Consider the following 25,580-nt stretch of genomic DNA (forward strand, 5'->3'; position numbering starts at 1 on the left):
TCAGGCGGGAGTTTTTTTAACTTAACGGGCTGACCATAGGCGTTTGAACGGGTCCATTAGCCATCTGAATGAATATCAATATATTGTGAATGGGGATTAAGTATTCAAGAAGGAGGCAGCATATGAAGATCAGAAAAGCTATTATTCCGGCGGCCGGTCTTGGCACGAGATTTTTGCCGGCAACAAAAGCACAACCAAAAGAAATGCTGCCGATTGTTGATAAACCGACGATTCAATATATTGTCGAAGAAGCGGTGGCTTCTGGAATTGAGGAAATTGTCATTATAATCGGCAGAGGGAAGAGATCAATTGAGGATCACTTTGATAAATCCTATGAGCTTGAGGATGCCTTATTGAAAAAAAACCAAATGGCTGTTTTAGAGGAGGTTCAGAACATCTCCAATCTCGTCAATATCTTTTATGTCCGCCAAAAAGAACCGAAAGGGCTTGGACATGCCATTCTTTGTGCAAAAAGCTTTATCGGAAATGAGCCTTTTGCTGTTTTATTAGGTGATGACATTGTGAAGTCGGAAACACCTTGCTTAAAACAAATCATCAATGTCTTCGAGTATTGCAACAGCTCAGTAGTAGCTGTTCAAGCTGTTCCGGAACAAGAGGTAAGTAAATATGGAATCATCAAGCCAAAAGGTTCGAGTATTGAGCCGAATCTATTTTATCTTGATTCTTTAGTGGAAAAACCGAGTAGGGAAGCAGCTCCTTCAAATTATGCAATCATGGGGCGTTATGTGTTAAGACCTGAAATTTTCGATATTCTCGCAAGGCTCCCGGTTGGCCGCGGCAATGAGCTTCAGCTGACGGATGCTATAAATGAGCTTAACAGGCATCAGGCCGTACTTGCCTATCATTTCGAAGGAACCCGTTATGATATTGGTGATAAAAATGGGTTCATTAAAGCAACCCTTGATTATGCGCTAGAGCGGGAGGATATCCGAGCAGAACTTCTCAAGTACTTAAGAAATTTGATTGAAAAAGAAAATAATAAGATTAACAAAGAAAATATAGATTGCGTCAATAGGGAGCAGGATTGAAATGAAGATAACGGTATTGGGTACAGGGTATGTTGGACTGTCCACAGGTGTTTGTTTAGCAGAAATTGGCCACCATGTTGTCTGTATTGATATTGATCAACGAAAAATAAAGAACCTTCAAGAAGGCATTTCCCCTATCTATGAACCAGGACTTGAAGAGCTACTTACTAAAAACATCGGAGCAGAAAGACTCAACTTCACGACATCCCACTTAGAAGGATTAAAGGCTGCGGAAATTATTATCATTGCGGTGGGAACGCCTCAGGGTGATGATGGTGGAGCAGATTTATCCTATATCGAGCAGGCAGCGAGAGACATTGCCGAGCATTTAAATCATAATGCCATTGTTGTTATTAAAAGCACTGTACCCGTTGGTACAAATGATTATATAAAAAAAATACTTGAAGAGCGCTTAAAGAAAGATATAACGATTAAAATGGTTTCAAATCCTGAATTTTTAAGGCAAGGCTCCGCAATGCACGACACGATACATGCCGATCGAATTATCATTGGCTCAGATCATGAAGAAGCAGCAAAAAAAGTCGGGGAAATGTATCTCCCTTTACATGCCCCTATTTTATTTACAACTATTAGAAGTGCAGAAATGATTAAATATGCATCCAATGCCTTTTTAGCAACGAAGATTAGTTATATTAATGAAATCGCCAACCTATGTGAGGCAGTCGGAGCCGATGTTCAAGATGTTGCCAAAGGAATGGGAAAGGATAAACGGATCGGAGAGGCCTTTCTCAATCCTGGGATTGGTTATGGGGGCTCCTGTTTTCCTAAAGATGTGAAAGCATTGCTGAAGACAGCCAATATTTACGGCACTAATTTCTCGATGTTAAAGGAAACAATCATCATCAATGAAAAGCAGCAACATCTCCTGGTTAAAAAGGCGATCAATCGTCTAGGAGATTTAAAAGGGAAAAAGATTGCGATGCTGGGTCTTTCCTTTAAGCCGGAAACAGATGATATGAGGGAAGCCCCATCCATCAAAATTGCCCACTTACTATCGCAAATGGGAACCGATGTCGTAGCTTATGATCCGATTGCCACCAATAACGCTAAAAAAGTAATAGGTAATATTATCCGATATGCCAATTCTGCCTTTGAAGCTGCAGATGGGGCCGATGCCTTGTTTATCGTAACAGAATGGGATGAGTTTAAACAAATAGATCTCACTCGCCTGTTACAAAAAATGAAAGAACCCATCATCTTCGACGGCCGGAACTGTTATGGAATAGAGAAACTAAAGTCCTGTGAGACATTAGAGTATTACCCAATTGGAAAGCCTGCAGTAATTATAGAAAAACAATAATGAAGATAAATAACGCAAATGTGTATCATTGGAAAAGGCATTCCGATGGTACACTTTTTTGTTCATGTCCTAATAAAAAAATGGAAATAGAGTAATTAATTGCGAACGTGTTTATTTAAATGCTTCCTATAGTGATTATTATTGAAGGGCAGTCTCAGCATGAAGCTGCCCTTTTCTTATATTAATTTATAAAAAAAGAGTATTATAATATAATTTTTAATCATTTTCAGAAATATAAAAATAGGCAAAAAATTTACTAGACTTAAAAGAAACTTTGAATTACAATACTATTAGCGAAACAATAATCTTAATTATTTCTTTATTCTGATAAAGGGTTTTTGATAGATTTTGTCGCTTAATAGAAAAATAGAATGAAGCAGCATGGACTATATTGTCGGAATAATTGAATAATTAAAAGGGGGATTTATTAGGATGAAAAAAGGTTTTTCAAAGCTTCTTATCACAACAACGCTATTTGCGGGCATACTTGCTGGTTGTTCCGGCGGCGGTCAAGAAACGGCAACTTCAGGTGGCGGAGATAAAGCAGGATCAGATGCTGAAGTTATTAAAATCGGCGTAAATATGGAATTATCAGGTCAAGTTGCTTCTTACGGTCAATCTAACACTGAAGGTGTTGAATTAGCTGTTGAAGAAATCAATGCGGCTGGCGGTATCAATGGTAAGCGAATTGAATTAATTAAAGTTGATAACAAGTCTGATGCAGCTGAAGCTACAAATGCTGCTATTAAGTTAACAAGCCAAAATAAAGTAAACGCAATTATTGGCGCGTCTACAAGTGGAAATACAGTGGCACAAGCCCAAATTGCTAACGATACACAAACTGTTCTTATTACTCCATCAGGAACTAGCCCAACTGTTACTGTAAAGGATGATGGATCAGTAAATGAATTTGTATTCCGTACATCATTTATCGACCCATTCCAAGGAACAGTTGCAGCCAACTTCGCAAATGAACTAGGTGTAAAAAATGCAGCCATTTTTGCTGACAACGCTAGTGATTATGCAAAAGGTCTTGCAGCATCATTTAAAGAAACGTTTGAAGCAGCTGGTGGAACAATTGTAGCTGAGGAAGCTTATGTAGCAAAAGATACGGACTTCCGTTCTACATTAACTCGTATTAAATCAAAAAATCCGGAGTTCATTTTTATTCCTGGTTATTATGAAGAAGTAGGCTTAATCATTAAGCAGGCTCGTGAAATGGGAATTACAATTCCATTAATGGGTGGCGACGGCTGGGATTCTCCAAAATTAGTAGAATTAGCTGGTGCTGAAGCTTTAAATAACACATTTATTACAAACCACTATTCTGCTGAAGATCCGGACCAAAAGATTCAAGACTTCGTTACAAAGTTTAAAGAGAAGTACAATGGAAAATCACCAGATGCATTTAACGGTTTAGGATATGATTCAGTTTACCTATTAAAAGCTGCAATTGAGAGTGCTGGCAGCTTAGATCCAGTAGCAGTTAAAGATGCTTTAGCAGCAACAAAAGATTTAGCACTAGTAACAGGTTCAGTTACAATTGATGAAAACCACCATCCAATTAAAGCAACCACTGTTGTTGAATATGTAGATGGAAAGCAAACGTTTAAAACTAAAGTTAATCCTTAAGATTAACTGAGAGAAGGATGAAATGAGTGAAATGGGAGGAAATTCTTCCATTTCCCTTTTTTTGTCCGAACATGTTTGGATTTTATTTGAAGGAGTGAGAAATTATGGAATGGGTCCAACAACTCGTAAATGGTATATCGCTTGGGAGTATTTATGCTTTAATAGCTTTAGGTTACACGATGGTTTATGGAATTATAAAATTAATTAACTTTGCCCATGGCGATGTCTTCATGGTTGGTTCTTTTATTGGATTTTATGCCATTGTTGGTTGGGGCTTAGGATTCCTTCCCGCCTTGCTAATAGCGATGGCAGCATGCGCAATATTTGGAGTTTTAATAGAAAGAATTGCTTATAAACCACTTCGTAACGCAACAAGGATTGCAGCATTGATTACGGCAATTGGGGTTTCTTTCCTAATCGAATATGGCACAATTTATATTCGCGGTGCCCAGCTAGAAACTTACCCAAGTGTATTGCCTAACAAAACTTTTGATGTCTTCGGCGCTCAAATCAGCAGTCAATCCCTCTTAATTCTAGCTATCTCAATTATTCTTATGATCATTTTACAAATTGTTGTTCAACGTACGAAAATCGGGAAGGCGATGCGTGCCGTTTCCTATGATACAGAAGCAGCACAATTGATGGGGATCAACGTAAATACAACTATTTCTGCAACATTTGCGATCGGTTCAGCCCTAGCAGGAGCAGCAGGCGTCATTTTTGGTGCTTATTATACGAAAATTGAACCATTAATGGGGGTAATCCCTGGTATTAAAGCATTCGTAGCCGCTGTGTTAGGTGGAATTGGGATCATTCCAGGGGCGATGGTTGGCGGATTATTGTTAGGGGTAGTAGAGTCGATTGTAACAGCAATGGGTTATTCTCTATGGAGAGATGCAGCAGCATTCGTTATTCTCATATTAATTCTGATTTTTAGACCATCCGGTCTTTTCGGTAAAAATACGAGAGAGAAAGTGTAGGTGAGATCCACAATGAAAAAAGGAAAAGGGTTTTGGCTATTTGTCATTCTATCAGTCTTACTTTATGGAGCTGTTCAATTTTTGATTAATTCCGGCATGCTAAATCCGTTTTATACGAACACGCTCATTTTTATCAGTATTAATGTGATTTTGGCTGTCAGTCTTCATTTAGTAATTGGAATCACCGGTCAATTCTCGATCGGACATGCCGGCTTTTTAGCGGTTGGTGCTTATATATCAGCGATTGTAACGATGAAATTGCACCTGCCTTTCCCGGTTGCGATAATCGTTGGTGGCGTAGTTGCGGCGCTTGCCGGACTTGTTGTCGGTATTCCAAGCTTGCGCTTACGGGGCGATTATTTAGCAATTGCAACATTAGGATTTGCTGAAATCATTCGGATTATTTTTTTAAATATTGATTATGTGGGTGGAGCGGCAGGAATGCAAGTTTCACACTTAACGACTTGGACCTATGCTTTTATTTGTTTATTTTTTACGATCCTAGTTATTATGAACTTTACAAATTCAAGGCATGGTCGAGCTTGTATTGCCGTTCGCGAAAACGAAATTGCAGCCGATGCCATGGGGATTAATACCACGTATTATAAAGTCATTGCGTTTGCGTTAGGTTCATTCTTTGCCGGGATTGCCGGGGGCTTATACTCACATAACTTCTATATTATACAGCCGGGGAATTTCGGCTTCTTCAAATCCTTTGATATTTTAATTTTTGTTGTATTAGGTGGACTTGGAAGCTTGTCGGGTGCCGTCATTTCTGCAATTTTATTGACGGTTGTTTCAACATTCCTACAGGAATATCCGGAAACACGGATGATCGTCTATAGTCTTGTGCTTGTTATCGTGATGTTATATCGTCCTCAAGGTTTAATGGGTACGCGTGAAATCACCGATTTATTTAAGTGGAAGAATGCGAAAGGAGGCAACGAGTATGGCCGATAAACCTTTGCTTCAGGTTCGAAAAGCCGGCATCCAATTCGGTGGGCTAAAGGCGGTTTCTGAGGTAAATATGGAAATCAATCAGGGTGAACTGATTGGTCTGATTGGACCAAATGGTGCGGGAAAAACAACATGCTTTAACTTACTTACGGGTGTATATGTTCCAACTGAAGGCGACATTTTATTTAACGGTGAACGCCTAAATGGACTTCCACCCTATAAAGTTACCCGAAAAGGAATTGCCCGTACGTTCCAGAACATTCGTCTATTCAGCGAACTGTCTGTTTTAGACAATGTTAAGGTTGCCTATCATTCGTTGGCGAAGCATTCCATTCTTAGCTCAGTCTTCCGCTTGCCATCTCACTTTTCCGGTGAAAAAGAGATGGAGGAAAAATCGATTGAGTTTCTAAAAATCTTTCAATTAGATAAGTTAAAAGATGAAAAGGCAAAAAACCTACCATATGGACAGCAAAGAAGATTGGAAATTGCGAGGGCACTTGCAGCCGGTCCGAAGCTATTGTTGTTGGACGAGCCTGCTGCAGGTATGAACCCGCAGGAAACACATGAATTAATGGAATTAATTGCTTTCATCCGCAACCAATTTGACTTGACGATTCTCTTAATTGAACATGATATGAAACTAGTAATGGGGATTTGTGAAAGAATTTATGTGCTGGACCATGGTCAGCTTATTGCTGAAGGTACACCGGAAGTAATCCGTAACCATCCGAAGGTTATTGAAGCTTATTTAGGAGAGGAGGTCGCGGGCGATGCTTAAGGTTGACAAAATTGATGTCTACTATGGAAATATTCAAGCTCTTAAAGAGGTTTCTTTAGAAGTAAGTGAGGGAGAAATTGTAACTTTAATCGGTGCAAACGGCGCTGGTAAAAGTACTCTTCTAAAAACATTGTCAGGTTTATTAAAGCCGAAAAATGGCGAAATCCAATACATGGGCGGCAATATCGCTGGTAAACCAGCTCAAACTATCGTAAAATCGGGTATTTCCCATGTACCCGAAGGCCGCCGCGTATTTGCGAATATGACCGTTGAAGAAAACCTAGAATTAGGTGCCTATTTAAGAAAAGATAAAAAAGAAATCCGTAACGACCTCGATAAAGTATATGAAATTTTCCCAAGACTGTTGGAACGCCGCAAACAGCTGTCAGGGACTTTATCAGGGGGAGAACAGCAGATGCTTGCAATGGGGAGAGCAATCATGGCAAGACCAAAACTGCTCTTACTTGATGAACCATCAATGGGTCTAGCGCCACTCATGGTTAAAACCATTTTTACAACAATTGAAGAAATTAACCGTACTGGTACAACGATCCTATTGGTAGAGCAAAATGCCAATATGGCTTTATCAATCGCAAACCAAGCTTATGTTATTGAAACCGGCCGTGTAGTCGTATCAGGAACAGCGAAAGAACTGCAAGCTAGTGAACAAATTAAGCAAGCCTATCTCGGTGGCTTATAATGAAGGGGAAGCAAGGGGACGGTAAAGGAAGCAAAAGAACCGTCCCCTGCTTCTTTCTTTTTTACTATTATTTTAAAAAATTATTCCTATAACTACCGTAGGATATAGTACAATATGCGTATAGTTACTATAAAATAACCGCCTTTTTAGAAGGAAGGTATCCCTATGAAATCGATTCTAAAAGATTGTTTAACATTAAAAAATGGAAACGGAACGATTATTGCCTTATCAGTCCTTTTTTTACTCTTAACCGTGTTCTTTCGGGAATCATTGTATGGAGTTTTTGGTGAACAAAATTATTTAACGATCCATTTAATTATGGAGTTTTTTATCATAACCATTGCTTTTTCAATTGCGATTCAATCGTGGATGGTTTTTCCTCACATTCTATCAAGCTATCGGTTGTGGATCGGAGCGTTATTTTTTGCGGTTGGCCTCTTGGAAGTGGCGCATGCTATCACATTTAAAGGGATGCCGTTTTTTCTATCTGAAAGCTCTGCTTATAAAGCCACATGGTTTTTTATGGTGTCAAGGCTAACAGAGGTTGTAGGATTGTTATTCATTGTGACCTCAAAGGATAGATTGGTAAGCTCCCGCAAAAGGTTTGTAGCTTATACAATAGCCTTGGTGTATGCAGTATTTTGGTTAATCGCCCTATACTACCCAACCTCTTTATTTCCGGACCTTGTAAAAGAAGGAGTTGGAACAACAACTTTAAAAAACAATCTTCAATATGCCGGAATGGCTGTGGAGTTAATAATTATTTATGTTGTTGCTGTCCGCTTTCGTTCGAAGGAAGTTTTCAATTCTATGTTAGTAATGGCATCGGTGTATTTAATGACCGCTGATTATTTTTTTACAACCTATAAAAGTGTTTACGATGTTAATAACTTTATAGGCCACTGGTTTCAGTTGGCAGGCTTCTATTTTTTGCAAAGGGCAGTCTATCAATCTTCGGTGGAAGAACCATTTCTAAAACAAAAAGAGACGGAAAACCTGTTAATCCAAAATGAAAGGTTTCTCCAAACGATTACTTCTAATATGGGTGAAGGGCTCATTGTAATGAATGGTAATGGAGAATTAACGTATATGAACCATGAGGCGGAACGGCTTCTTGGCTGGTCAGAGGAAGAGCTGTTACAAAAGAATGTTCATGATTATATTCATCGGCATAAAGACGGTGGCTATATTCCCCGTGAAAAATGTTATGGGTTAAGGGCTGGTAAACTGGGAAAAGTATATCGGATTAATGAAGATTACTTCATTCGTAAAGATGGCGTTATTTTTCCTGTTTCATATGCTGCTTCCCCTTTCCAGGAGGAAGGTCAAGAGACGGGATCGATCTTGGTTTTCCGTGATATTACTAAGATGAAAAAAGACCAGGAACTAATTCAATATATGGCTTTCTATGATGAATTAACGAAGCTGCCGAATATCCGTTATTTAAAAGAAAGATGGGATGAAACAGTTAAGACCCTTCCAACAAATAAGGCGGCTATTCTTATACTGGATATTAATCGTTTTAAAAATATTAATGAGGCGTTGGGTCATTCGTTTGGAGACTTGATTCTCCAAGCTGCGGCCAACCGGCTTCATGAGAACATTTCAAAAGAGATGCAGTTATGCAGACTGACAGGGGACGAATTTGTTCTTGTTCTGCCAACAGGAGATGAGCAGGAAGTCATAACCATTTATAATCGAATCCACCAAAGCTTCAAAGAGCCGATTCAAGCTCAGCATTTACTATTAAATGTGACAATGAGATGCGGGGTGGCTCTTTATCCTGAAGATGGGGCAAATCTAGACATTTTGCTGCAACATGCCAATAGTGCCCTTGCGGAGGCGCAAAACAAAAATAAGTCAGTACAATTTTATGAGCTGTCAATGGATGGAAAGGCATTGGATCATCTTGTTTTTGAAAATGATTTATACCATGCGTTATCTAAAAATGAACTTCATGTTGTATACCAACCACAGGTAGATATTTTTAAAGGCCAGGTTATTGGACTTGAAGCCTTATTGCGCTGGCAACATCCTGTCCACGGCTGGATTTCACCGCTTAAGTTTATTTCGATTGCTGAGGAAACAGGGTTAATCATTCCTATTGGCCAATGGATTCTACGTACAGCCTGCCTGCAAATGAAGGAGTGGCAGGACCGAGGCATTCCTCCTTTACGGGTTTCAGTCAATCTATCAATCAGACAGTTTTATCAGCAAAATTTAGTAGATTCGATCAAAGACATTTTAGAGGAAACAGGCTTGCCGGCCGAGTATTTAGAGCTGGAAATAACAGAAAGTATGATGATGAATATCGAACATACGAAGAAAACCTTGGATGACCTAAAGGAGTTGGGCATTCGGATCGCAGTCGATGATTTTGGAACAGGCTATTCTTCTTTATCTTATTTAAAGCATTTGCCTGTGGACCGTTTAAAGATCGATAAGTCTTTTGTTCAAGACATCGTGAATAAAGACAGTGATTTAACGATCATATCAACGATCATTTCGATGGCGCACTTCTTAAACCTTGAAGTCATCGCTGAAGGTGTGGAGACTATTTTTCAAAAAGAAATGCTGCAAAGCCGGCATTGCACACAAGTTCAAGGCTATTTAATTAGTAAGCCGCTCCCGCCAGATAAATTGTATGATGAATTTAATGCGATTGGGCAAAAGGCAAAAGAAGTTGTAGAAGCTTATGTAGAAAAAGGAATGGAATGAGATAAGCTGTAATATTTATAATAATGGTTAAAGTTAACAGAGCGATACTTTTAAAATTAAGGCATCGCTTTTTTTACCAAAATATGTTATAATATTCTGAAAACAGGACAAGCAAAGCGAGGCTAGGCTTGGGCTGGGAATGGGGGTTTTGTAATGGAGGAAAAGGTAGTAAAGGCGATTCAAGACGATTATCCAGACGACTTTGCATGGTGTTATGGTTGTGGAAGACTGAATGAAAGTGGTCATCACTTTAGAACAGGGTGGGAAGGGGAAAATACAGTCACTATTTTTAATCCTGAGCCTGAACATACAGCACTTCCGGGCTTTGTTTATGGAGGCTTAATCGCATCCTTTGTAGACTGCCATGGCACAGGATCAGCATCACTTGCTCTGCATCGAAAGAATGGACATGAACCAGGAGATGAAGCAGATCCGCCGCGTTTTGTAACCGCTTCCCTACACGTGGACTTTTTAAAGCCGACGCCCAATGGCGGACCATTAAAAGCGATTGGAACAGTAGAAGAAATTCATCCGAAAAAGTGGAAGGTCAATGCCGAAGTTTATGCAGAAGACACGCTTTGTGCCCGCGGTGAAGTCATTGCTGTAGTTATGCCGAGTACGTTTGCAAAGAAGGATTAATAAGTAATAAAACCAAGGGGCAGTCCGAAAAGGGACGTGCCCCTTTTGGGCTTTGACACGGGTATTGGGCACGTTCACGGACTTTTAGTGACTAGAGCGATACTTTTTTTCATGATACGGGTTCTAAATAACCTTTTAGTGACCGGAGTCCTGCTTTTCCTTCTAGATCAGCCACTATATCCGTACAGGCAAAGCTTTTGGGCAAAATTAAAGGGCCTCCAATAGTCAGCATCGACTAATTAGATTGCCCTTGTATTTTTATTATAAAAGCTCTTTACGCAATTCTGCTGCTGATTTAGGAGAAAGGTAGCCTGGTGCAACATCGAATACAGTTTTTGCTCCATATAGACCTTCTTGGTTCATACGGTAAGCCGCGCGTGCATAAGCAACGATGACGCTTGAAGTAAATTCAGGATTGCTGTCAAGCTTTATTGAATATTCTACTACATGGTTCGTATTATCGCTAGATTGGCCACTGCGGATGACGAATCCACCATGTGGCATTGTTGAATGATTTGCTTTTAATTCCTCTTCAGAAATAAAGTTTACAGTTGTGTCGTAATCTGCGAAATAGTTAGGCATTGTTTTAATAGCCGTTTCAATCTCCGCAAGATCTGCACCTTCTTCAGCCACTACCCAGCATTCTCTTAAATGCTTTTCTCTAGTAGAAAGCTCAGGGTTTTCAGCATTGCGTACACGCTGTACAGCTTCTTCGATTGGAATAGTATATTGGACGCCGGCTTTAACGCCTTGAACACGGCGGATCGCATCTGAGTGGCCTTGGCTTAAGCCCTTACCCCAGAATGTATAGGTAGCACCATCAGGTACTACGACTTCTCCCATTAAACGGTTTAACGAGAATAAACCTGGATCCCATCCTACTGAAATGATGCTTGTCTTATTATTTGGCTTAGCTGATGCATCAACAGACTCGAAATACTCAGGGATTCTAGCATGAGTATCAAAGCTGTCGATTGTATTGAATAGTTTTGCATATGCAGGGCCTTGCTCGGGAAGGTCAGTTGCAGAACCGCCACATAAAATCAATACATCAATTTCATTTGTGTAGTTTTCAATTTCATCAATAGAAAGTACTTTAATACTTGCATCATTGACATTAACACTTTCAGGCGCTCTTCTTGTAAAAACATATGAAAGAGCAACGTCGCTATTTTTCTTAACAGCAGCTTGTACACCTCGCCCAATGTTTCCGTATCCTACAATCCCAAGTCTAATTTGATTTCCCATATTATTTTCCTCCAAATATAAAATAAAAATAAGCACTCGCAAATGACAAACGTTCTCAATTAGATTCTGTCATGATGATTTAGTATACCATCCATTTTTTCAACTGTCCAAATTTGTTGAATACAATATTTTTGTAAAAGGCTCCAAGATATCCCACGTCTATTTTATATTTGATTAAAAGTTGAAACAATATATTGTTTGGATAAAATCAATATCGGAGTGAGATGAATCTTGTGTTGGATCAGTGGGTTTGTGGGCCACAGTTCCCTGCGGGCCACAGAACCCGACCCTCTGACTCAGAAAAAAGGCTGTTCCCAAATGGGGACAGCCTTTTGTATCAAAATTAACGAACACCCTTCATAAACCCCTGAATTTTTGGAGAGATCACCAATAAGATAATTCCCAATGCGATGGAAGCACCGCCGATTACTCCAAAGTAAGCCATTTCTGTTTCAGGTGTATAGAACTTAACGATCTGTGCATTAACTGCTTGTGCCGCTGCATTAGATAAAAACCACAAGCTCATGGTCTGAGCTGAGAATGCAGCTGGCGCCAGTTTGGTAGTGGCTGATAAACCAACAGGTGACAACAGCAATTCACCGATTACACAGATTAAATAGCTAAGAACTAACCACAATGGGTTTACTAATCCCCCTGTACCGCCGAAATAGGCTGGTAAAAGAATGACTAAGAATGAAAGTCCAGAGAATAGCAACGCCAATGAGAATTTTTGTGGGGTTGTTGGTTGGCGCTTACCTAACTTCACCCATAACCATGCAAATACAGGAGCTAAAATAATAATGAATAATGGGTTTAACGATTGGAACCATGCTGGAGAAATATGCATTCCAGCAAAATCTAATTGTGTACGCTTGTCTGCATAATTAGCAAGAATGGTTGAACCTTGTTCTTGGATCGACCAGAACATAACGGCTGCAATAAATAATGGAATATAAGCAAGTAGTCGAGAACGCTCAACATCCGTCGTTTTTGAACTGCGATACATTACAACGAAATACATAGTTGGTATTAAGATGCCAAGAATACCGACGAGTTTTATAAATACAGAAATTGTTAAAATACCGGCAGGAATTAAAACAACACATAAAATAACAATGAGTGCAATCCCGATCCCAATTCTAGTAAATACTTTTTTCTTTTCTTCAGGTGATAATGGGTTTGCTACTTGAGTACCAGCCAAACCTAAGTTTTTCTTCTTTGTTAACACAAACATTACTAATCCTGCAAACATACCGACTGCAGCAATCCCAAATCCTAAATGGAAGCTTGTCTTCATAACAGAGCCAACGATTAACGGTGAAATAAAGGCACCAGCATTAATCCCCATAACAAAAATACTAAAACCAGAATCACGGCGGTCGTCCGTTTCCGCATACATATCACCAACTACGCTGGAAACATTCGGTTTTAATAAACCTGTACCAAGAATGATAAGTACCATTGAAATAAAGAACATTGCTATGTTCCCAGGAATAGCCAAGGCGATATGACCAAACATGATCAAAATCCCACCGTAGAAAACGGCTTTTTGTGTACCGAATATCCGGTCAGCCAGCCAGCCTCCAATAATACCGGACATATAGACTAACGATCCATAAATCGACATGATTGAAAGCGCTGTAGTTTCATCCAGTCCTAATCCGCCTTTTGACACTTCATAATACATATAGAAAACAAGGATTGCCCGCATTCCGTAATAAGAAAAACGCTCCCAAAATTCAGTAAAGAATAGCGTGAATAACCCTTTAGGATGGCCAAAGAATCCTTTTTGTGGGACGCTATTCACTATTTCTTGTTTACTCCATTTAGCCATAGTGAAACCTCCATAAAAAATTTGATACTATTTTATAATACTTTTAATTACTCAAAATTGTCAAAATAAAATTTTGTAAGCATTGATAAATATAGTTTTATCATATATTTTTAAATTTTATAAAATTATTTTAATATAACCAATTAATTGAATTGCAGGAAAACAATGAAACTTTAACTAATTGTTAAAAAAAATTAACATCTTTTTCCTAACTTTTAATGTATGGTAAAGGTGAGATTTCTATACATTTTCGAACTTCATTTTGGAGAAGAGTGAGATTATGACCGTTCTATTAACTGCAAAAAAAGTATCGAAGGTCTACCAAATGGGTGAGGTTACTGTCCAAGCATTGAGGGATGTTAATTTTGAAATAAATAAAGGTGAATTTATTGTCGTTTTAGGTCCAAGTGGGTCCGGAAAAAGTACAATGATTAATTTAATCGGCGGCATGGATACGGCAAGTTCGGGAGAAATTTACTATCAAGAACAGCCATTACATCAGGCGACCGAGAGAATTTTAACGGAATACCGGCGCAATGCAGTAGGCTTTGTTTTTCAATTTTATAATTTAATGCCAAACTTAACGGCGTTTGAGAATATTCAGTTGTCGACCCAAATTGCGAGGAACCCCCTCGATCCGATGGAGGTTTTGGCTCAAGTGGGGTTGGCTGACCGGGCCGGTCATTTTCCGGCACAATTGTCGGGGGGTGAACAGCAAAGGGTGGCGATTGCTCGCGCCGTCGCCAAAAACCCGGAGATTTTATTATGTGATGAGCCAACAGGGGCTTTAGATTTCTCTACTGGAATTCAGGTGCTGGAGCTGCTGCGTGAGTTCAATAAAACGATGGGTAAAACGGTGATGATCATTACTCATAATGCTGGCATTGCCGATATGGCAGACCGTGTTTTTTTTATAAAAGATGGAAGGCTTGAAAAAATTCAAGTGAACGAACACCCTCTTGACCCGGAGGAGGTGTCTTGGTAATGTTGTGGCGCAAAATGTTCCGAGATATTCTTGAAAATAAAGTCGCCTATATCGCCTGTGCAATCGTCATCGCCATTGGTCTGATGACCTATACATCGATGTCGATTGCAAAAGACGGTTTGTTTAATGCAAAAGATCAATTTTACCAGGAATACAGCTTTGCCGATGGTTTTGCTAAGGTAAAAGCTATTCCGATTACAAGGGCTCAAGCACTGGAAGAAATAGATGGAATTGATGTAGTCAGTGGCCGTCTTGTAAAAGATGTTAGGGTGTTGATGCCGGATACGGAGGAAAATGTCTATCTTAGATTGATTTCTTTGCATGCCCCGGAAGGAAATGAATTGAACGGCATTAAGCTTGAAAAGGGTGCATTTCCTTCGACTAACCGGCAGCAAATTTTAGTTGCTGATAAATTTTATGAGGCACACCAGTTGCAAATTGGCAATAAAATCAATGTAATTATTGAAGGGAAGCAAGTGGAGCTTTCTGTTAGTGGTACGGGGATGAGTCCCGAGTATATTTATGCTCTGAAGGAGCTTCAGAGTGTGGCTTCAGATCCGCTGACCTTCGAAGTGGCCTACGTACCATATGAGGATATGGAGCAGCTTTTTAATCAAAAAGGCTTGGTAAATGATATTTCGTTCACGCTTAAACCGGGCGTGACTTATGAGGATGTTGAACAAGCGGTCAAGTCAGATTTAGAACGTTATGAGCTGGAGAGCCTTTATGCTGCCAAAGACCAGCTTAGTAATGCGATGCTGACAGAAGAACTAAAGCAGCTCGAAAGAATGGCAAGTAGCCTCCCAGTGATTTTTCTAATAATCGCAGCGATTATTTTATATATCATGTTAAAACGGCTTGTTGAGTCACAACGAGGTCAAATTGGTACATTGAAGGCCTTTGGCTATCGCAGATCGGAAATACTGTTTCATTATTTATGGTATGGCATATTTATAGGTATTTTTGGCGGAGTGCTCGGAGGGGTTTTGGGCATTTGGGTTTCAAAATATTATTTACAGATCTATCAGATGTTTTTTAACCTCCCCAATATTGGGGCACATACCTCCATGAAGTATTTTTATCTTGGCATCATAATGGCGGTGCTTTTCAGTGCGGTCGCCTCCTTTCAAGGTGTACGAGGTGTGATCCGTCTTCAACCTGCAGAGGCAATGCACCCTGTTGTGCCGACTTTTGTAAAAAAGACATTTTTAGAAAAAATCCCTGGGTTTTGGCGGGCATTCAATGTCCAGGGACGGATGGCCATTCGAAATTTGTTGAGAAACAAAAACCGGAGTATTTTCACACTTATCGGAATGATTTTTACTTTTAGTATGATGGCGTCCTTTTTTTCTTTATCAAGTATGTCAGAAACGATGATCATGGATCAGTTTACAAGGGTGCAAAAGCAGGATGTGAAGTTGACCTTTGTAAAACCAATGCCGCGCTCAGATGTCATCCGTGAGCTGAACGATGTTGACGGGGTAAAACGAGTCGAGCCATTTCTCGAAATACCAGTTTCATTGAAATTTTTAAATCATAAAAAAGATGTGATTGCATTAGGGATTTCTGTTGATTCGGAGCTTTACAATGTATTTGATAAAGAGGGAAACAGCCTTGAGGTTCCGAAGTCAGGAATGATGGTTTCTGAACAGGTTGCTGATAAGCTTGGTGTTCAGGTTGGCGATGTGCTCCAGGTGGAAAGTATTTTTGCGAAGGACGAAAAGCTGAATATTAAGATTGAAAAAATTATTCCACAATATTTAGGGGCCAATATTTATATGAATCAGGATGCGCTACTGGGGCTGTTAAAGCAAGGCGAGATGATGACATCTGCCCTGATTGCAATCGATGAGCGGGCGATGCCGTCATTAAAAGATGAGTATCGTTCATCGAAATATATAAGCACAATTGAGGTCCGGCAGGAAATGATCGATAAATACGAGGAACTGATGGGTTCGGCCGTCTATGCGATGTGGGTGATGGCGCTTATTTCAATCATCACTGGCTTTGCCATTGTCTATAACTCTAGCATTATTTCATTGGCGGAGCGGAAAAGAGAGCTAGCTTCCCTTCGTGTGATGGGGATGACCCCGAAGGAAGTGATGGAGGTTGTATCGGTCGAGCAATGGTTTATTGGTTTTTTCGGTATGATAGCCGGGATTCCGTTGGCGTTTTTAATGAATCAAATGATGTCGACAAGTATGAGTAATGATCTGTATACAATACCGCCGGGAACGAGCGGCAATGCGATTGTGCTCGCTTTTATCGGAACGATTTTTGCCATAGCAGTTTCGCAAGCTTCGATTTCTAGGAAAGTAAAGCAGCTTGATTTGGTGGCGGTTTTGAAGGAAAGAGAATAGTGGAACACGCGAACCGTCCCCGTGTTCCGGGAGGAGAAGGCACAATGGAATCACATTTAAAGTGGATCATCGGAGCAATTTTGGCATTAGGTATAGGCGGCTATTTTGTCTATAATTCTACAAAACCCCTTGAAGCAGAGCTGCTTGAAGTTAAAGCACAAACGATATCCCAGTCCTTTAAGGAAGAAGGGCTTGTGACAGCAGCGGTCGAGCGGCCTGTGTACAGTGTCATTAACGGAAAAATAATCAATATTCCTGTCAAAGAAGGACAACAGGTGAACAAAGGAGATTTGCTTGTTCAGATTGAATCAAAGGACCTCGAATCGCAGCTCAGTCAGTTGAAGGCTCAGCTCGAAAGCATCAACGGTCAGGAAAAACAGGCAAAAAGGACCCCGTATGTAGCTCAAGAAAAGCAGCAGCAGTTAATGATGGATGAAACGAAGCGGCAAATCGAACTTGAAAAGCAAAATTATAATCGAATCAAAACATTATACGACAGCGGGGCCGTTTCAAAAAAAGAATTAGATGATGCCCAAAATAGAGTGGAACAGCTTGAAAATAACCTGTTGCAGCAGGAACAAGCGTTAAAGCTAATAGAAGAACAATCTAAGCCGTTGGCAGGAACGGATCAGTATTTTAAAGGTTTAAAAGAATCACTAACTGAGCAAATAGATCATCTTAAATATTTAATCTCAAACAATAGAATTGTTGCGCCAATCAGCGGGATCGTGAATGAATTGCCTGTTCGGGAAGGGGCAATGGTAACAGCGCAAACCCCTTTAATGACGTTGACCTCCAATGATGAGCTGCGGGTTGAAGTATTTCTTTTAACTGAGGACGTCATAAGCGTGGAAGAAGGCATGACGGTTACATTGATTCAAAAAAGAAAAAATGGCGATTTGGAATTTCCAGGTGTTGTAACAGCCATCGCACCGGCAGCTGAGGAAAAAATTTCAGCGTTGGGATTAACTGAGCATAAGGTAAAAGTAACGGTAGCCCCTGAGGCAAATAAAGCTCCAGAGCTGCGACCGGGCTATGCGTTGGACGTCAAGTTCACTACATTAGAGCAGGAAAATAAACTAGCCGTACCAAAGGTTGTGTTGTTTCCGTATGATGATGGCGATGCATTATGGCTAGTAAAGGATGGGAAAGTGACGATACAAAAGGTTGAAAAAGGCATGGAGACTGACGAGTTGGTTGTGATTGAAAAAGGTCTAAAAGCTGGTGATCTAGTTGTCAAAAATCCTCAGCTTGAGGGGATAAAAGAGGGAAAGGAAGTTAAATAGATGTAAGCGTCAAACTGGTTCTTTCCAGCGTTAGTTGAATTAGTATTCTACCATGTTATACTAAAATTAAGAAAGAATAACTGGAGGGTCGTACGATGGATGAATTAGTGAAACTACTTGACGATAATTTAATTTGTACAAGTACTGACATCACGGCAAATTTCATTCATTTCTATGTTGAATCTACTCAAAAAGAATGTACATGCCCATCTTGTCAAACGGTATCTTCTCGAATCCACTCTCGCTATAAACGGACCTTCCAAGATTTGCTTATTTAAGATAAAAAGGTAATGATTACGTTAACTAATCGAAAAATGTTTTGTGATAACCCACTATGTGATCGTACAACTTTTGCAGAATCCTTTTCCTTTATAGATAATAAAGCTAAAAAAACTAAACGATTATTAGAAGTGATTATAGAAATTTCGCTGACACAAAGTTCTGTGTCAGCTGCAACTTATCTAACGCAACATATAGCCAATGTTAAAAAGAGTTCGATCTGTAATTATCAAAAAAAAAAAAACGAACCAATAATAAATAAGGAGATGATAGATGCTGTCTGTATCGATGATTTCGCTCTGAAAAAAAGATCAAGTTACGGTACTATCATGGTTGATCTAAATGATGGTAGAGTCATAGATATAATAGACTCAAGGGATAAAGATGACGTTGTCGCTTGGCTCTCTCACATATGCTTCTGCTATTCGAGAAGCTCATCCAGATGCTCACCACATCAGCGATCAGTTTCATTTAGTAAAAAATTTGACGGATGCGATCACGCAATGTAGTTACGTGGCCAAGAACACAGAGAAGCTATCGAAAAAATCTTGGCTAGAGCTGAAAAAGTAAGGGCTTTACATGATAAAGGATATAGTATAAGACAAATAGTTGATGAGACAGGGCATACAAAGAAAACAATAAAAAATTACCTATCCCCCAATTTCAACCCCATCCACGGCCAATATGGTGTACAGCGCTCCGGAAAACTTTCTCCCTTTAGAAATGAAGTTATTTCAATGCGTTCGAATGGAATTCCTTATAAAGATATTCATGCATCGATTTGTAAAAAAGGATATAAAGGTTCAGTAGCTGCCATCAGACAATTCATAGCGAAGGAAAAAAGGCTAGAAAGAGATCTAAAAGACTATGATTCTACCGGTTCTACTGAGATTATAGAAAGAAAGTGGCTTTTAAAGTTACTCTATAAACCGCTGGAGAAAGTTAAACAACTCACTCATGAACAAGTCAAGAATGCCTTCAACAAATATCCGTTATTAAGTAAATTACACGACTTGGTTTGGTATTTTAAGGAGATTCTTCTTTCTGGAAAGAAGGAATCTTTACAAGCATGGATAGAAGAGGCAGAAAGTCTTGAATTAAGTGAATTAAATAGTTTTCTTAACGGCTTGAAAAAAGATATAGATGCAGTTGAAAATGCATTTATTTTCCTTATATAACGGGCTAGCCGAAGGGAGTATAAATATCCGCGAAATAAACAGATATACTGATAAGGGGGGTGAAATGATGAATAAGTGGTTAAAGGGTTGGAGCATATTCATTTTTTCAGTTGGCGGAATAGTGATATTACTAGTGATATTACTAATATTCGGGACTGTCTTTTCAATTTCTTATTTTAGGGCATCGTTAATACCAGATGAAAAAGAAGTAGCAAAGGTAATTTCACAAGCCGAACAATACTTACAAGAGAAATATCCAACTATGGAATATGAAATCTCTGGTTTTGAGTATGACGCTGATGAGCAATATGGTGAATTTGACTATGCTGCAGTGATTTTAAATACAGAAACACAAAATAAGTTCTTGGTTTATGAAAATAGACATACGAAACAAATGGAAGATGATATAGCATTTCAAGAATTAACAAAATCCATAGAACAAGTAAAACCGAAAATTTACAGTTATATAACTGAAACATTCGGAGAACCACAAGGTATGGCATTTACGCCACAAATGAATTACCCCCCTATGCTTAATATTAAATTAAATAACAAAAAAGAAGAGATAAACGAAGATATGTTTGAATCTTTCATTGATTATCTCCAATATGAATTAAATGTCGAACACGCAAGTGTAAATATTATGTATGAAAATGAACGATGGTCTAAAGAATTTTAATAAATAAAGCATGAGAATACATTTTATTTTTCTCATGCTTTGTTTTTATTTAGCCTTCAAGTTAAACATATCCTAAATAAAGAATAGCTTAGAACTAATCTAAGTTATTCGTCAATATCTCATTTATTTGTTTCCAATCATTTTGATTGTTATCTAAAAGAATCTCCTTCCATTTCATAAATAGATTATTCGATAACTTTTTATCGTCAATGTTTAATAATATTTGACCATCTTTAGTATCCATCATATATTGTTTGGGGATATTTACCAAAAAGTTTCCTAATATTGTTGTTTCAGATACATTAGAACTTGAACTATCGAGATAAATTCCTAACTTACCGTTAAATACAAGCCATTTCGCATAATTTTTCGCGTCATTAAACTGGCTGTCACCAAATGCCATATCTATTTGAAGAGGTATTAAGTCATTAATACCTGCAAATTTCGTGAAATCTACAGGGTTAATTTGAAGTATGATATGGTCTTTATCGCCAAAGGAATTAACGAAACTATAACTAATATTCATGTTCATAGGTAATAAAATAACTACAGGTGGCAGTTGATTATTGCCATTGAAATGAACCACCTATGCCATGAAATTGATCCACATAGGACACCAAATTGAGCCACCTCTGTCATGAAGAGATCTAGTACTATGGACCTACTACAAGGAATTGAAAATGGTCTTTACAATGAGAGGTGGTAATGGTAGGCTTCCTTGCCGGGGGCAAGCTTTCACCTGCCGTTTATTGCCTAAAACTATTACCACAGAGGCTCATTGTCAAGACCTCAAAATGGGACCACCCCTTAAGGTTAGGTTCAAATACCTATTTTGACATAGCAAATTTGAGTGGATCAAAAAGAAGGCAATGCTGGTACTAATGCATGGCAATATTCAGCAGTGAATAATTTGTATTAAACATTTCGTTGTACATTTGTAGAATATTACCAAATTCATTTATATAGGATTCAATTTCTTTATTATTATTAGGTGCCTGTCACCGCTCGAAAAAAGTCGAGAATAGTAGAATATGGGATTTTAAAAGGCCCCGTTACAGTGACGTCCCGGATTTTGTCGAAGAATGTGAGGATGGTTGATTAGTAGGTTGTGTTAAAATAAATAGGCAACTGAATACTAAAGGGTGGATGGTTGTTACTCTTCTTTCCTATTGGAAAGGAGGTGATAATCATGGAAACGTTTCTTGAATTTTTCAGAGAAGTTCTGAAGGGGATTGTACGTGAAATTGGTGCATATTTCTTTCGGAAAAACTTTTTAGAACAAGTACACGAGAAAACCACCCTACGCCGTCGCAAGCAAAAGGGTGGTTCTCGTAAAAAGTAAACCTTTATAGACAACCACCACCCTAATGGTAGCAGTTGCGTTGAGAAGCGTTTGGCACGCTTCTCTTTTTTATTATATTCTTATTATACATGAAATAGACTATGAAATAAAGTGGGGGTTACTGGGTTATCAGATTATAGTGACCATATTGAGCCAGAGGGTCGGGAACTGTGTCCCCATTATGCCCTTTGGGAATCCATTAATTTCTCTTGATAATAGAGCGAATGAGGTGTCAAAAGAAGATGCTTTGAAGTTAGCTGGAAAAGCCATGGAAACGGCGTACAGCACATTTTTAATGAATGATAAATATGTAAATGGTAGTGATAGCTCAAATCGGGCATTGGCTGAGATTCGACAAAAAATAGATAAATTAGAATATAAAGATGAAATAGCGGGATATTGGATATTAGAGGGACCTTATGAACTACTTGTGGATAAATCCACAGGTGCTCTATTTTTCAAATATGGAATAAAGGGAATCAAAATAAGTGGTTCATATTCAGAAGGGATTTCCCCAGTAGATGTGAATGATAAAGATATTTTTGCTAGAGGGTATTTTTAGGGTGATAATGAAAGGTATTATTAAGTTAAAGAGGGGGTCGTCTGATAAGCCCCTGAAATAAAACAAATGGAGAAAAACGAGTCGTTTTTCTCCATTTGTTTTTGTATTTTTTCAATTTCTCATGTTCCAAATGGAACACGCAAACCGACCCCCGTGTTCCTTTAAAATCCTCTACTGGAGGGCTTTGGTAAGGGGGAGAAGTAATTTTATTTTGTCTTAGAATTGGAAAATCAGATGGATTGGGTACCACCTGATTTTTAATTTGGCTTTTGCATTGGGATTTTGAAGGGTTGAAGCCTTTGTGGGATTAGTCCTCCATATTTGAAAAAAAGAACCTGTGGATTCTATAGACAAAATTAAATTTTTTGTAATTTGGGTTGTAAAATAGTTAGACATTTTTCCTTTATATAATATCAGCACCAAAAAAGTAGAAAGTTTGAGGCAACTTTCTATTTTGGCCTCATTGCTGAAACTCAATTTAAATTAATTTAGGAGGTATGCACAATGACATATACATGGCCAACAGAATCAACTAGAGTAACACAAGAATTTTCAGGTTCTCACAAAGGTATTGATATCTGAGCAAAAACATCTAAAGTAGACCGAGACCCAATTTATGCAATGGCGAATGGGAATGTTCGTGGTGTATTTAAAGATGGGGAACTTAGCGGTTATGGAAACGTAATTTATATCAATCACAGCCTTAATGGGCAGTATGTCCAAACAAGGTATGCTCATTTATCTAAAATTATTGTAAATCTTAACGATTATGTAACAGCAGGACAAAAAATTGGAGAAATGGGTAATACAGGTACATCAACTGGTACACATCTTCATTTTGAAACGAGAACATGTCCAAGTTCAGGATGTACAAATTCAAACAGTAACTCAACACCTGTAAATCCTCGGAATTATATTTAGTTGTTTAAGGGAAGTCCGATATACTACGACTTCCCTTAAATTTTTAATAAAGTACAGTTACAGAAAAAGTATAATGTTTTTAAAACGGTAATGATGGAAAGTTACCTAGGGGCTCTTCTAATGCGGAGTTATGAATTACAAAATTCCCTTCACGCTTCTGTTTAATTAACGAAAAAGTTCTCTTAAAATGAATAACATCATCTATTTGTTTGTATTCACCCTCAAAAGTGACTAAAATATTATCTTCGTTATACTTAACACTAATGTTTGAAACTGTTCCTTTTTTGTTAGCAAAGTCCAGTGAACCGGTACCCCAAGCTTCAGTCGCTCGCATAAGGTAAAGGCCCTTAGCCTTTCCATAGTGTTCTGCAGGTATATATTCAGGATTTTCAGGATAGTAATAGGCTAGTAGTTTATCTATGTGTTCTACATCATGATAAGCCATTAATTTCTTTTTAATTTCCTCTCTAGCCTTATAATCGATATAACTACCATCACCTATACCACTTAAAGTTAAAGCATTATTTGTCCATTCTTCAATCTGGATAAAAGCATCAACTATTGATTGTTTATCACTATTTAATAACTGTTCATTTAATTCAATTGGATTCTTAATATTATTTAATATAATTAGTACTTCATCTTTTGGAATAATGCTAATGGATAAACTTTTCTCCTCAGAGGTTACATTTCCTTCCTGCCGCTGACCGTTAACATTTAAAATTTCTCTTTTAGAAGATTGATTACAACCAACCCCTCCAACCAGTAAAAAAATCATTAGACAATATAGCATAATCTCTTTCTTCATGGATATATCTGTACCCCCATTCAATTTTAAATAGAGCATTCAAGTCTAATTTTAACATGAAAAAATCGGAATATTACTGTAAGGTTTGTAAAATACCGGAAATTATTTGGTTCTTATTACACGAGGCTATACTTCATATGAAATATATTAAAGGGGTAAAATCCCATCTTTGACACTTGGAGAACAGAAAAGGCTTGGAATCCCTTATAACTAGGGCATTTCAAGCTTTTCTATATGTTATAAAAATGGAGTGCTTTTTTTATCTTTTTGTGTCTCTTAATAATATCATTGATAGAAAGCAGGTAGTGAAATGAGCCTCTATCCTATCGTCCCGGCTTAGGTATACGAGTCTAGCTTTAAATTCGCTTTTCATGATGAAAAAACACTCTTCTATTTTCCAACGTCTGTGATTAATCTTTATAATGTCTGGAGCATGATCTTCTAAATTCGCACATATAGCATAAAAACCATCAAATAACTCCACAAAAAGCCCTGTTTTTCAAGGCTTTTCATAATTTTTATATTTATATTTTTCCATTTTAAGGATATGATAGTGATGATGCATAGAAAGGTTGGGTAAGATGAACAAGATAAAGGAGATTATGACACAATCAAAAAAGGGTGTGCAATATGAAAAAAAGATTATTGGTTTGTATTACGCTCATGTTGATGCTATCATCGGCTTGTGAAAGTGTTGAAACGACATCAACTCCGGGACTTCAAATCCTTCGAATAATAGCGTAGAAAATGCAACTGTTTCTTCAAGTGCAGAAACTTCTCAAACAAATCCTTCTAGTGAGCCTGAACCTGAAACGGATGAGCCTATTATTCCAAAAAATACAGCTGAATATTGTTCTCATGAACGGATAAATTTGGATAGTGAAACTGAAAAGTCTTTCTATGGAACTTGGAAAGTTGAGAAACTTTTAGGATTTGCAAATTCATATAATGATGCTTCTGAATATCCAACAGGGCAAAAAATTATTGGGGATGAATTTATAATCAAAAAAGACTTCTTTTCATCAAAAGGGCTTAAAAACTATAATGATTATCAATATGAAATAAAAGATCCATTATACAGTATTGAATCGATATGCTATAATACAACTTCTTTTTACAGATTATTTAAATTAGATCCTGATGTTTTAAATATAAATTTAAATGATAAAGTGAAATGGATATCAATACGTGGCCCCTCTGCAGAACTTGGTGTACCTCTAAGCTTTTTTATTGTTAATAATGATAGGCTTATCTTGTTATTAGAGGCAACAAATTTTGAGTTGAAAAAAGTCACTGATTAAATGAATTCAGGTTATGTAATAAA

Annotated in this window: 23 protein-coding genes and 2 pseudogenes; 20 read left to right on the top strand and 5 right to left on the bottom strand. The window is 38.2% G+C overall.

Annotation, left to right across the window (positions count from 1 at the left end):
- Positions 1-122: 122 nt before the first annotated feature.
- The 9 genes from galU (at position 123) to P9E47_RS17315 (ending at position 10,774) form a co-directional block, all read left to right on the top strand.
- A complete protein-coding gene (gene galU, locus P9E47_RS17275) occupies positions 123-1,049 on the top strand; it encodes a UTP--glucose-1-phosphate uridylyltransferase GalU (RefSeq protein ID WP_004430876.1) in 927 nt (308 codons plus the stop codon).
- Position 1,050: 1 nt separating this feature from the next.
- Positions 1,051-2,370, top strand: coding sequence for a UDP-glucose dehydrogenase family protein (locus P9E47_RS17280; RefSeq protein ID WP_326164133.1), 1,320 nt, complete (start codon positions 1,051-1,053; stop codon positions 2,368-2,370).
- 432 nt (positions 2,371-2,802) lie between these two features.
- A complete protein-coding gene (locus P9E47_RS17285; RefSeq protein ID WP_004430880.1) occupies positions 2,803-4,002 on the top strand; it encodes an ABC transporter substrate-binding protein in 1,200 nt (399 codons plus the stop codon).
- Between the two features lie 104 nt (positions 4,003-4,106).
- The gene (locus P9E47_RS17290; RefSeq protein WP_004430882.1) at positions 4,107-4,982 is read left to right on the top strand and encodes a branched-chain amino acid ABC transporter permease; all 876 of its coding nucleotides are present in this window, start codon (positions 4,107-4,109) and stop codon (positions 4,980-4,982) included.
- 12 nt (positions 4,983-4,994) lie between these two features.
- Positions 4,995-5,942, top strand: coding sequence for a branched-chain amino acid ABC transporter permease (locus P9E47_RS17295; RefSeq protein WP_004430884.1), 948 nt, complete (start codon positions 4,995-4,997; stop codon positions 5,940-5,942).
- The gene (locus P9E47_RS17300; RefSeq protein ID WP_004430886.1) at positions 5,932-6,717 is read left to right on the top strand and encodes an ABC transporter ATP-binding protein; all 786 of its coding nucleotides are present in this window, start codon (positions 5,932-5,934) and stop codon (positions 6,715-6,717) included. Before P9E47_RS17295 ends, P9E47_RS17300 begins: the two co-directional genes overlap by 11 nt.
- Positions 6,710-7,417 carry an ABC transporter ATP-binding protein gene (locus tag P9E47_RS17305; RefSeq protein WP_326164135.1) on the top strand — a complete coding sequence of 236 codons (708 nt, stop codon included), beginning with the start codon at positions 6,710-6,712 and terminating at the stop codon, positions 7,415-7,417. The genes P9E47_RS17300 and P9E47_RS17305 overlap by 8 nt, the downstream gene beginning before the upstream one ends.
- Before the next feature lie 165 nt (positions 7,418-7,582).
- Positions 7,583-10,135 carry a bifunctional diguanylate cyclase/phosphodiesterase gene (locus tag P9E47_RS17310; RefSeq protein WP_326164137.1) on the top strand — a complete coding sequence of 851 codons (2,553 nt, stop codon included), beginning with the start codon at positions 7,583-7,585 and terminating at the stop codon, positions 10,133-10,135.
- A 153-nt stretch (positions 10,136-10,288) separates the two neighbouring features.
- Positions 10,289-10,774, top strand: a complete 486-nt coding sequence (locus tag P9E47_RS17315; RefSeq protein WP_004430891.1) for a PaaI family thioesterase — start codon at positions 10,289-10,291, stop codon at positions 10,772-10,774.
- Positions 10,775-11,035: 261 nt separating this feature from the next.
- On the opposite strand, the gene P9E47_RS17320 is transcribed toward P9E47_RS17315, so the two are convergent.
- Positions 11,036-12,022, bottom strand: coding sequence for a diaminopimelate dehydrogenase (locus P9E47_RS17320; protein ID WP_004430892.1), 987 nt, complete (start codon positions 12,020-12,022; stop codon positions 11,036-11,038).
- Positions 12,023-12,365: 343 nt separating this feature from the next.
- Positions 12,366-13,856: a peptide MFS transporter gene (locus tag P9E47_RS17325; protein WP_004430895.1), complete on the bottom strand. Its 1,491-nt coding sequence runs from the start codon at positions 13,854-13,856 to the stop codon at positions 12,366-12,368.
- Between the two features lie 280 nt (positions 13,857-14,136).
- Between P9E47_RS17325 and P9E47_RS17330 the strand changes: the two genes are divergently transcribed.
- From P9E47_RS17330 to P9E47_RS17355, 7 genes and pseudogenes are all read left to right on the top strand, one after another.
- Positions 14,137-14,841 (top strand): ABC transporter ATP-binding protein, encoded by a 705-nt coding sequence (locus P9E47_RS17330; protein ID WP_004430898.1) that lies wholly within the window; start codon positions 14,137-14,139, stop codon positions 14,839-14,841.
- Positions 14,841-17,201: an ABC transporter permease gene (locus P9E47_RS17335; protein ID WP_326164138.1), complete on the top strand. Its 2,361-nt coding sequence runs from the start codon at positions 14,841-14,843 to the stop codon at positions 17,199-17,201. The genes P9E47_RS17330 and P9E47_RS17335 overlap by 1 nt, the downstream gene beginning before the upstream one ends.
- A 44-nt stretch (positions 17,202-17,245) precedes the next feature.
- The gene (locus P9E47_RS17340; protein WP_326164139.1) at positions 17,246-18,487 is read left to right on the top strand and encodes an efflux RND transporter periplasmic adaptor subunit; all 1,242 of its coding nucleotides are present in this window, start codon (positions 17,246-17,248) and stop codon (positions 18,485-18,487) included.
- Between the two features lie 95 nt (positions 18,488-18,582).
- Positions 18,583-18,765 (top strand): hypothetical protein, encoded by a 183-nt coding sequence (locus P9E47_RS17345; protein ID WP_157382022.1) that lies wholly within the window; start codon positions 18,583-18,585, stop codon positions 18,763-18,765.
- 267 nt (positions 18,766-19,032) lie between these two features.
- Positions 19,033-19,336: pseudogene (locus P9E47_RS22980) on the top strand (transposase).
- Complete coding sequence (locus P9E47_RS17350) at positions 19,315-19,944, top strand: helix-turn-helix domain-containing protein (RefSeq protein ID WP_004430907.1); 630 nt, start codon at positions 19,315-19,317, stop codon at positions 19,942-19,944. Before P9E47_RS22980 ends, P9E47_RS17350 begins: the two are co-directional and overlap by 22 nt.
- Before the next feature lie 67 nt (positions 19,945-20,011).
- The gene (locus P9E47_RS17355; protein ID WP_326164140.1) at positions 20,012-20,623 is read left to right on the top strand and encodes a hypothetical protein; all 612 of its coding nucleotides are present in this window, start codon (positions 20,012-20,014) and stop codon (positions 20,621-20,623) included.
- Between the two features lie 94 nt (positions 20,624-20,717).
- Here the strand turns inward: P9E47_RS17355 and P9E47_RS17360 are convergent, their stop codons facing one another.
- Positions 20,718-21,155, bottom strand: coding sequence for a hypothetical protein (locus tag P9E47_RS17360; protein WP_157382026.1), 438 nt, complete (start codon positions 21,153-21,155; stop codon positions 20,718-20,720).
- A gap of 657 nt (positions 21,156-21,812) precedes the next feature.
- Between P9E47_RS17360 and P9E47_RS17365 the strand changes: the two genes are divergently transcribed.
- From P9E47_RS17365 to P9E47_RS17375, 3 genes are all read left to right on the top strand, one after another.
- Positions 21,813-21,965 (top strand): hypothetical protein, encoded by a 153-nt coding sequence (locus P9E47_RS17365; protein ID WP_004430913.1) that lies wholly within the window; start codon positions 21,813-21,815, stop codon positions 21,963-21,965.
- A 229-nt stretch (positions 21,966-22,194) separates the two neighbouring features.
- Positions 22,195-22,527, top strand: a complete 333-nt coding sequence (locus P9E47_RS17370) for a hypothetical protein (protein ID WP_157382027.1) — start codon at positions 22,195-22,197, stop codon at positions 22,525-22,527.
- Positions 22,528-23,139: 612 nt separating this feature from the next.
- The gene (locus tag P9E47_RS17375; protein WP_268869811.1) at positions 23,140-23,448 is read left to right on the top strand and encodes a M23 family metallopeptidase; all 309 of its coding nucleotides are present in this window, start codon (positions 23,140-23,142) and stop codon (positions 23,446-23,448) included.
- A gap of 79 nt (positions 23,449-23,527) precedes the next feature.
- Here P9E47_RS17375 and P9E47_RS17380 read toward each other — a convergent pair whose 3' ends face one another.
- Positions 23,528-24,256, bottom strand: a complete 729-nt coding sequence (locus P9E47_RS17380; RefSeq protein WP_004430918.1) for a hypothetical protein — start codon at positions 24,254-24,256, stop codon at positions 23,528-23,530.
- 274 nt (positions 24,257-24,530) lie between these two features.
- Positions 24,531-24,737 (bottom strand): annotated as a pseudogene (locus P9E47_RS23040) (IS1634 family transposase); the annotation flags it as partial.
- 391 nt (positions 24,738-25,128) lie between these two features.
- Here P9E47_RS23040 and P9E47_RS17385 point away from each other — a divergent pair.
- Positions 25,129-25,557, top strand: a complete 429-nt coding sequence (locus P9E47_RS17385; protein WP_004430920.1) for a hypothetical protein — start codon at positions 25,129-25,131, stop codon at positions 25,555-25,557.
- Positions 25,558-25,580 lie beyond the last annotated feature (23 nt).

This window comes from Schinkia azotoformans (assembly GCF_035811335.1).
GTDB classification, from domain to species: domain Bacteria; phylum Bacillota; class Bacilli; order Bacillales; family Bacillaceae_J; genus Schinkia; species Schinkia azotoformans.

Excerpts from the sequence above, each read along its gene's own strand:
- P9E47_RS17310 (WP_326164137.1), top strand. The coding sequence starts at position 7,583 with ATGAAATCGATTCTAAAAGATTGTTTAACATTAAAAAATGGAAACGGA.
- P9E47_RS17305 (WP_326164135.1), top strand. The coding sequence starts at position 6,710 with ATGCTTAAGGTTGACAAAATTGATGTCTACTATGGAAATATTCAAGCT.
- P9E47_RS17345 (WP_157382022.1), top strand. The coding sequence starts at position 18,583 with ATGGATGAATTAGTGAAACTACTTGACGATAATTTAATTTGTACAAGT.
- P9E47_RS17325 (WP_004430895.1), bottom strand. The coding sequence starts at position 13,856 with ATGGCTAAATGGAGTAAACAAGAAATAGTGAATAGCGTCCCACAAAAA.
- P9E47_RS17320 (WP_004430892.1), bottom strand. The coding sequence starts at position 12,022 with ATGGGAAATCAAATTAGACTTGGGATTGTAGGATACGGAAACATTGGG.
- P9E47_RS17360 (WP_157382026.1), bottom strand. The coding sequence starts at position 21,155 with ATGAACATGAATATTAGTTATAGTTTCGTTAATTCCTTTGGCGATAAA.
- P9E47_RS17380 (WP_004430918.1), bottom strand. The coding sequence starts at position 24,256 with ATGAAGAAAGAGATTATGCTATATTGTCTAATGATTTTTTTACTGGTT.
- P9E47_RS17295 (WP_004430884.1), top strand. The coding sequence starts at position 4,995 with ATGAAAAAAGGAAAAGGGTTTTGGCTATTTGTCATTCTATCAGTCTTA.
- P9E47_RS17285 (WP_004430880.1), top strand. The coding sequence starts at position 2,803 with ATGAAAAAAGGTTTTTCAAAGCTTCTTATCACAACAACGCTATTTGCG.
- P9E47_RS17330 (WP_004430898.1), top strand. The coding sequence starts at position 14,137 with ATGACCGTTCTATTAACTGCAAAAAAAGTATCGAAGGTCTACCAAATG.
- P9E47_RS17290 (WP_004430882.1), top strand. The coding sequence starts at position 4,107 with ATGGAATGGGTCCAACAACTCGTAAATGGTATATCGCTTGGGAGTATT.
- P9E47_RS17340 (WP_326164139.1), top strand. The coding sequence starts at position 17,246 with ATGGAATCACATTTAAAGTGGATCATCGGAGCAATTTTGGCATTAGGT.
- P9E47_RS17365 (WP_004430913.1), top strand. The coding sequence starts at position 21,813 with ATGGAAACGTTTCTTGAATTTTTCAGAGAAGTTCTGAAGGGGATTGTA.
- galU (WP_004430876.1), top strand. The coding sequence starts at position 123 with ATGAAGATCAGAAAAGCTATTATTCCGGCGGCCGGTCTTGGCACGAGA.
- P9E47_RS17355 (WP_326164140.1), top strand. The coding sequence starts at position 20,012 with ATGAATAAGTGGTTAAAGGGTTGGAGCATATTCATTTTTTCAGTTGGC.
- P9E47_RS17335 (WP_326164138.1), top strand. The coding sequence starts at position 14,841 with ATGTTGTGGCGCAAAATGTTCCGAGATATTCTTGAAAATAAAGTCGCC.
- P9E47_RS17280 (WP_326164133.1), top strand. The coding sequence starts at position 1,051 with ATGAAGATAACGGTATTGGGTACAGGGTATGTTGGACTGTCCACAGGT.
- P9E47_RS17300 (WP_004430886.1), top strand. The coding sequence starts at position 5,932 with ATGGCCGATAAACCTTTGCTTCAGGTTCGAAAAGCCGGCATCCAATTC.
- P9E47_RS17315 (WP_004430891.1), top strand. The coding sequence starts at position 10,289 with ATGGAGGAAAAGGTAGTAAAGGCGATTCAAGACGATTATCCAGACGAC.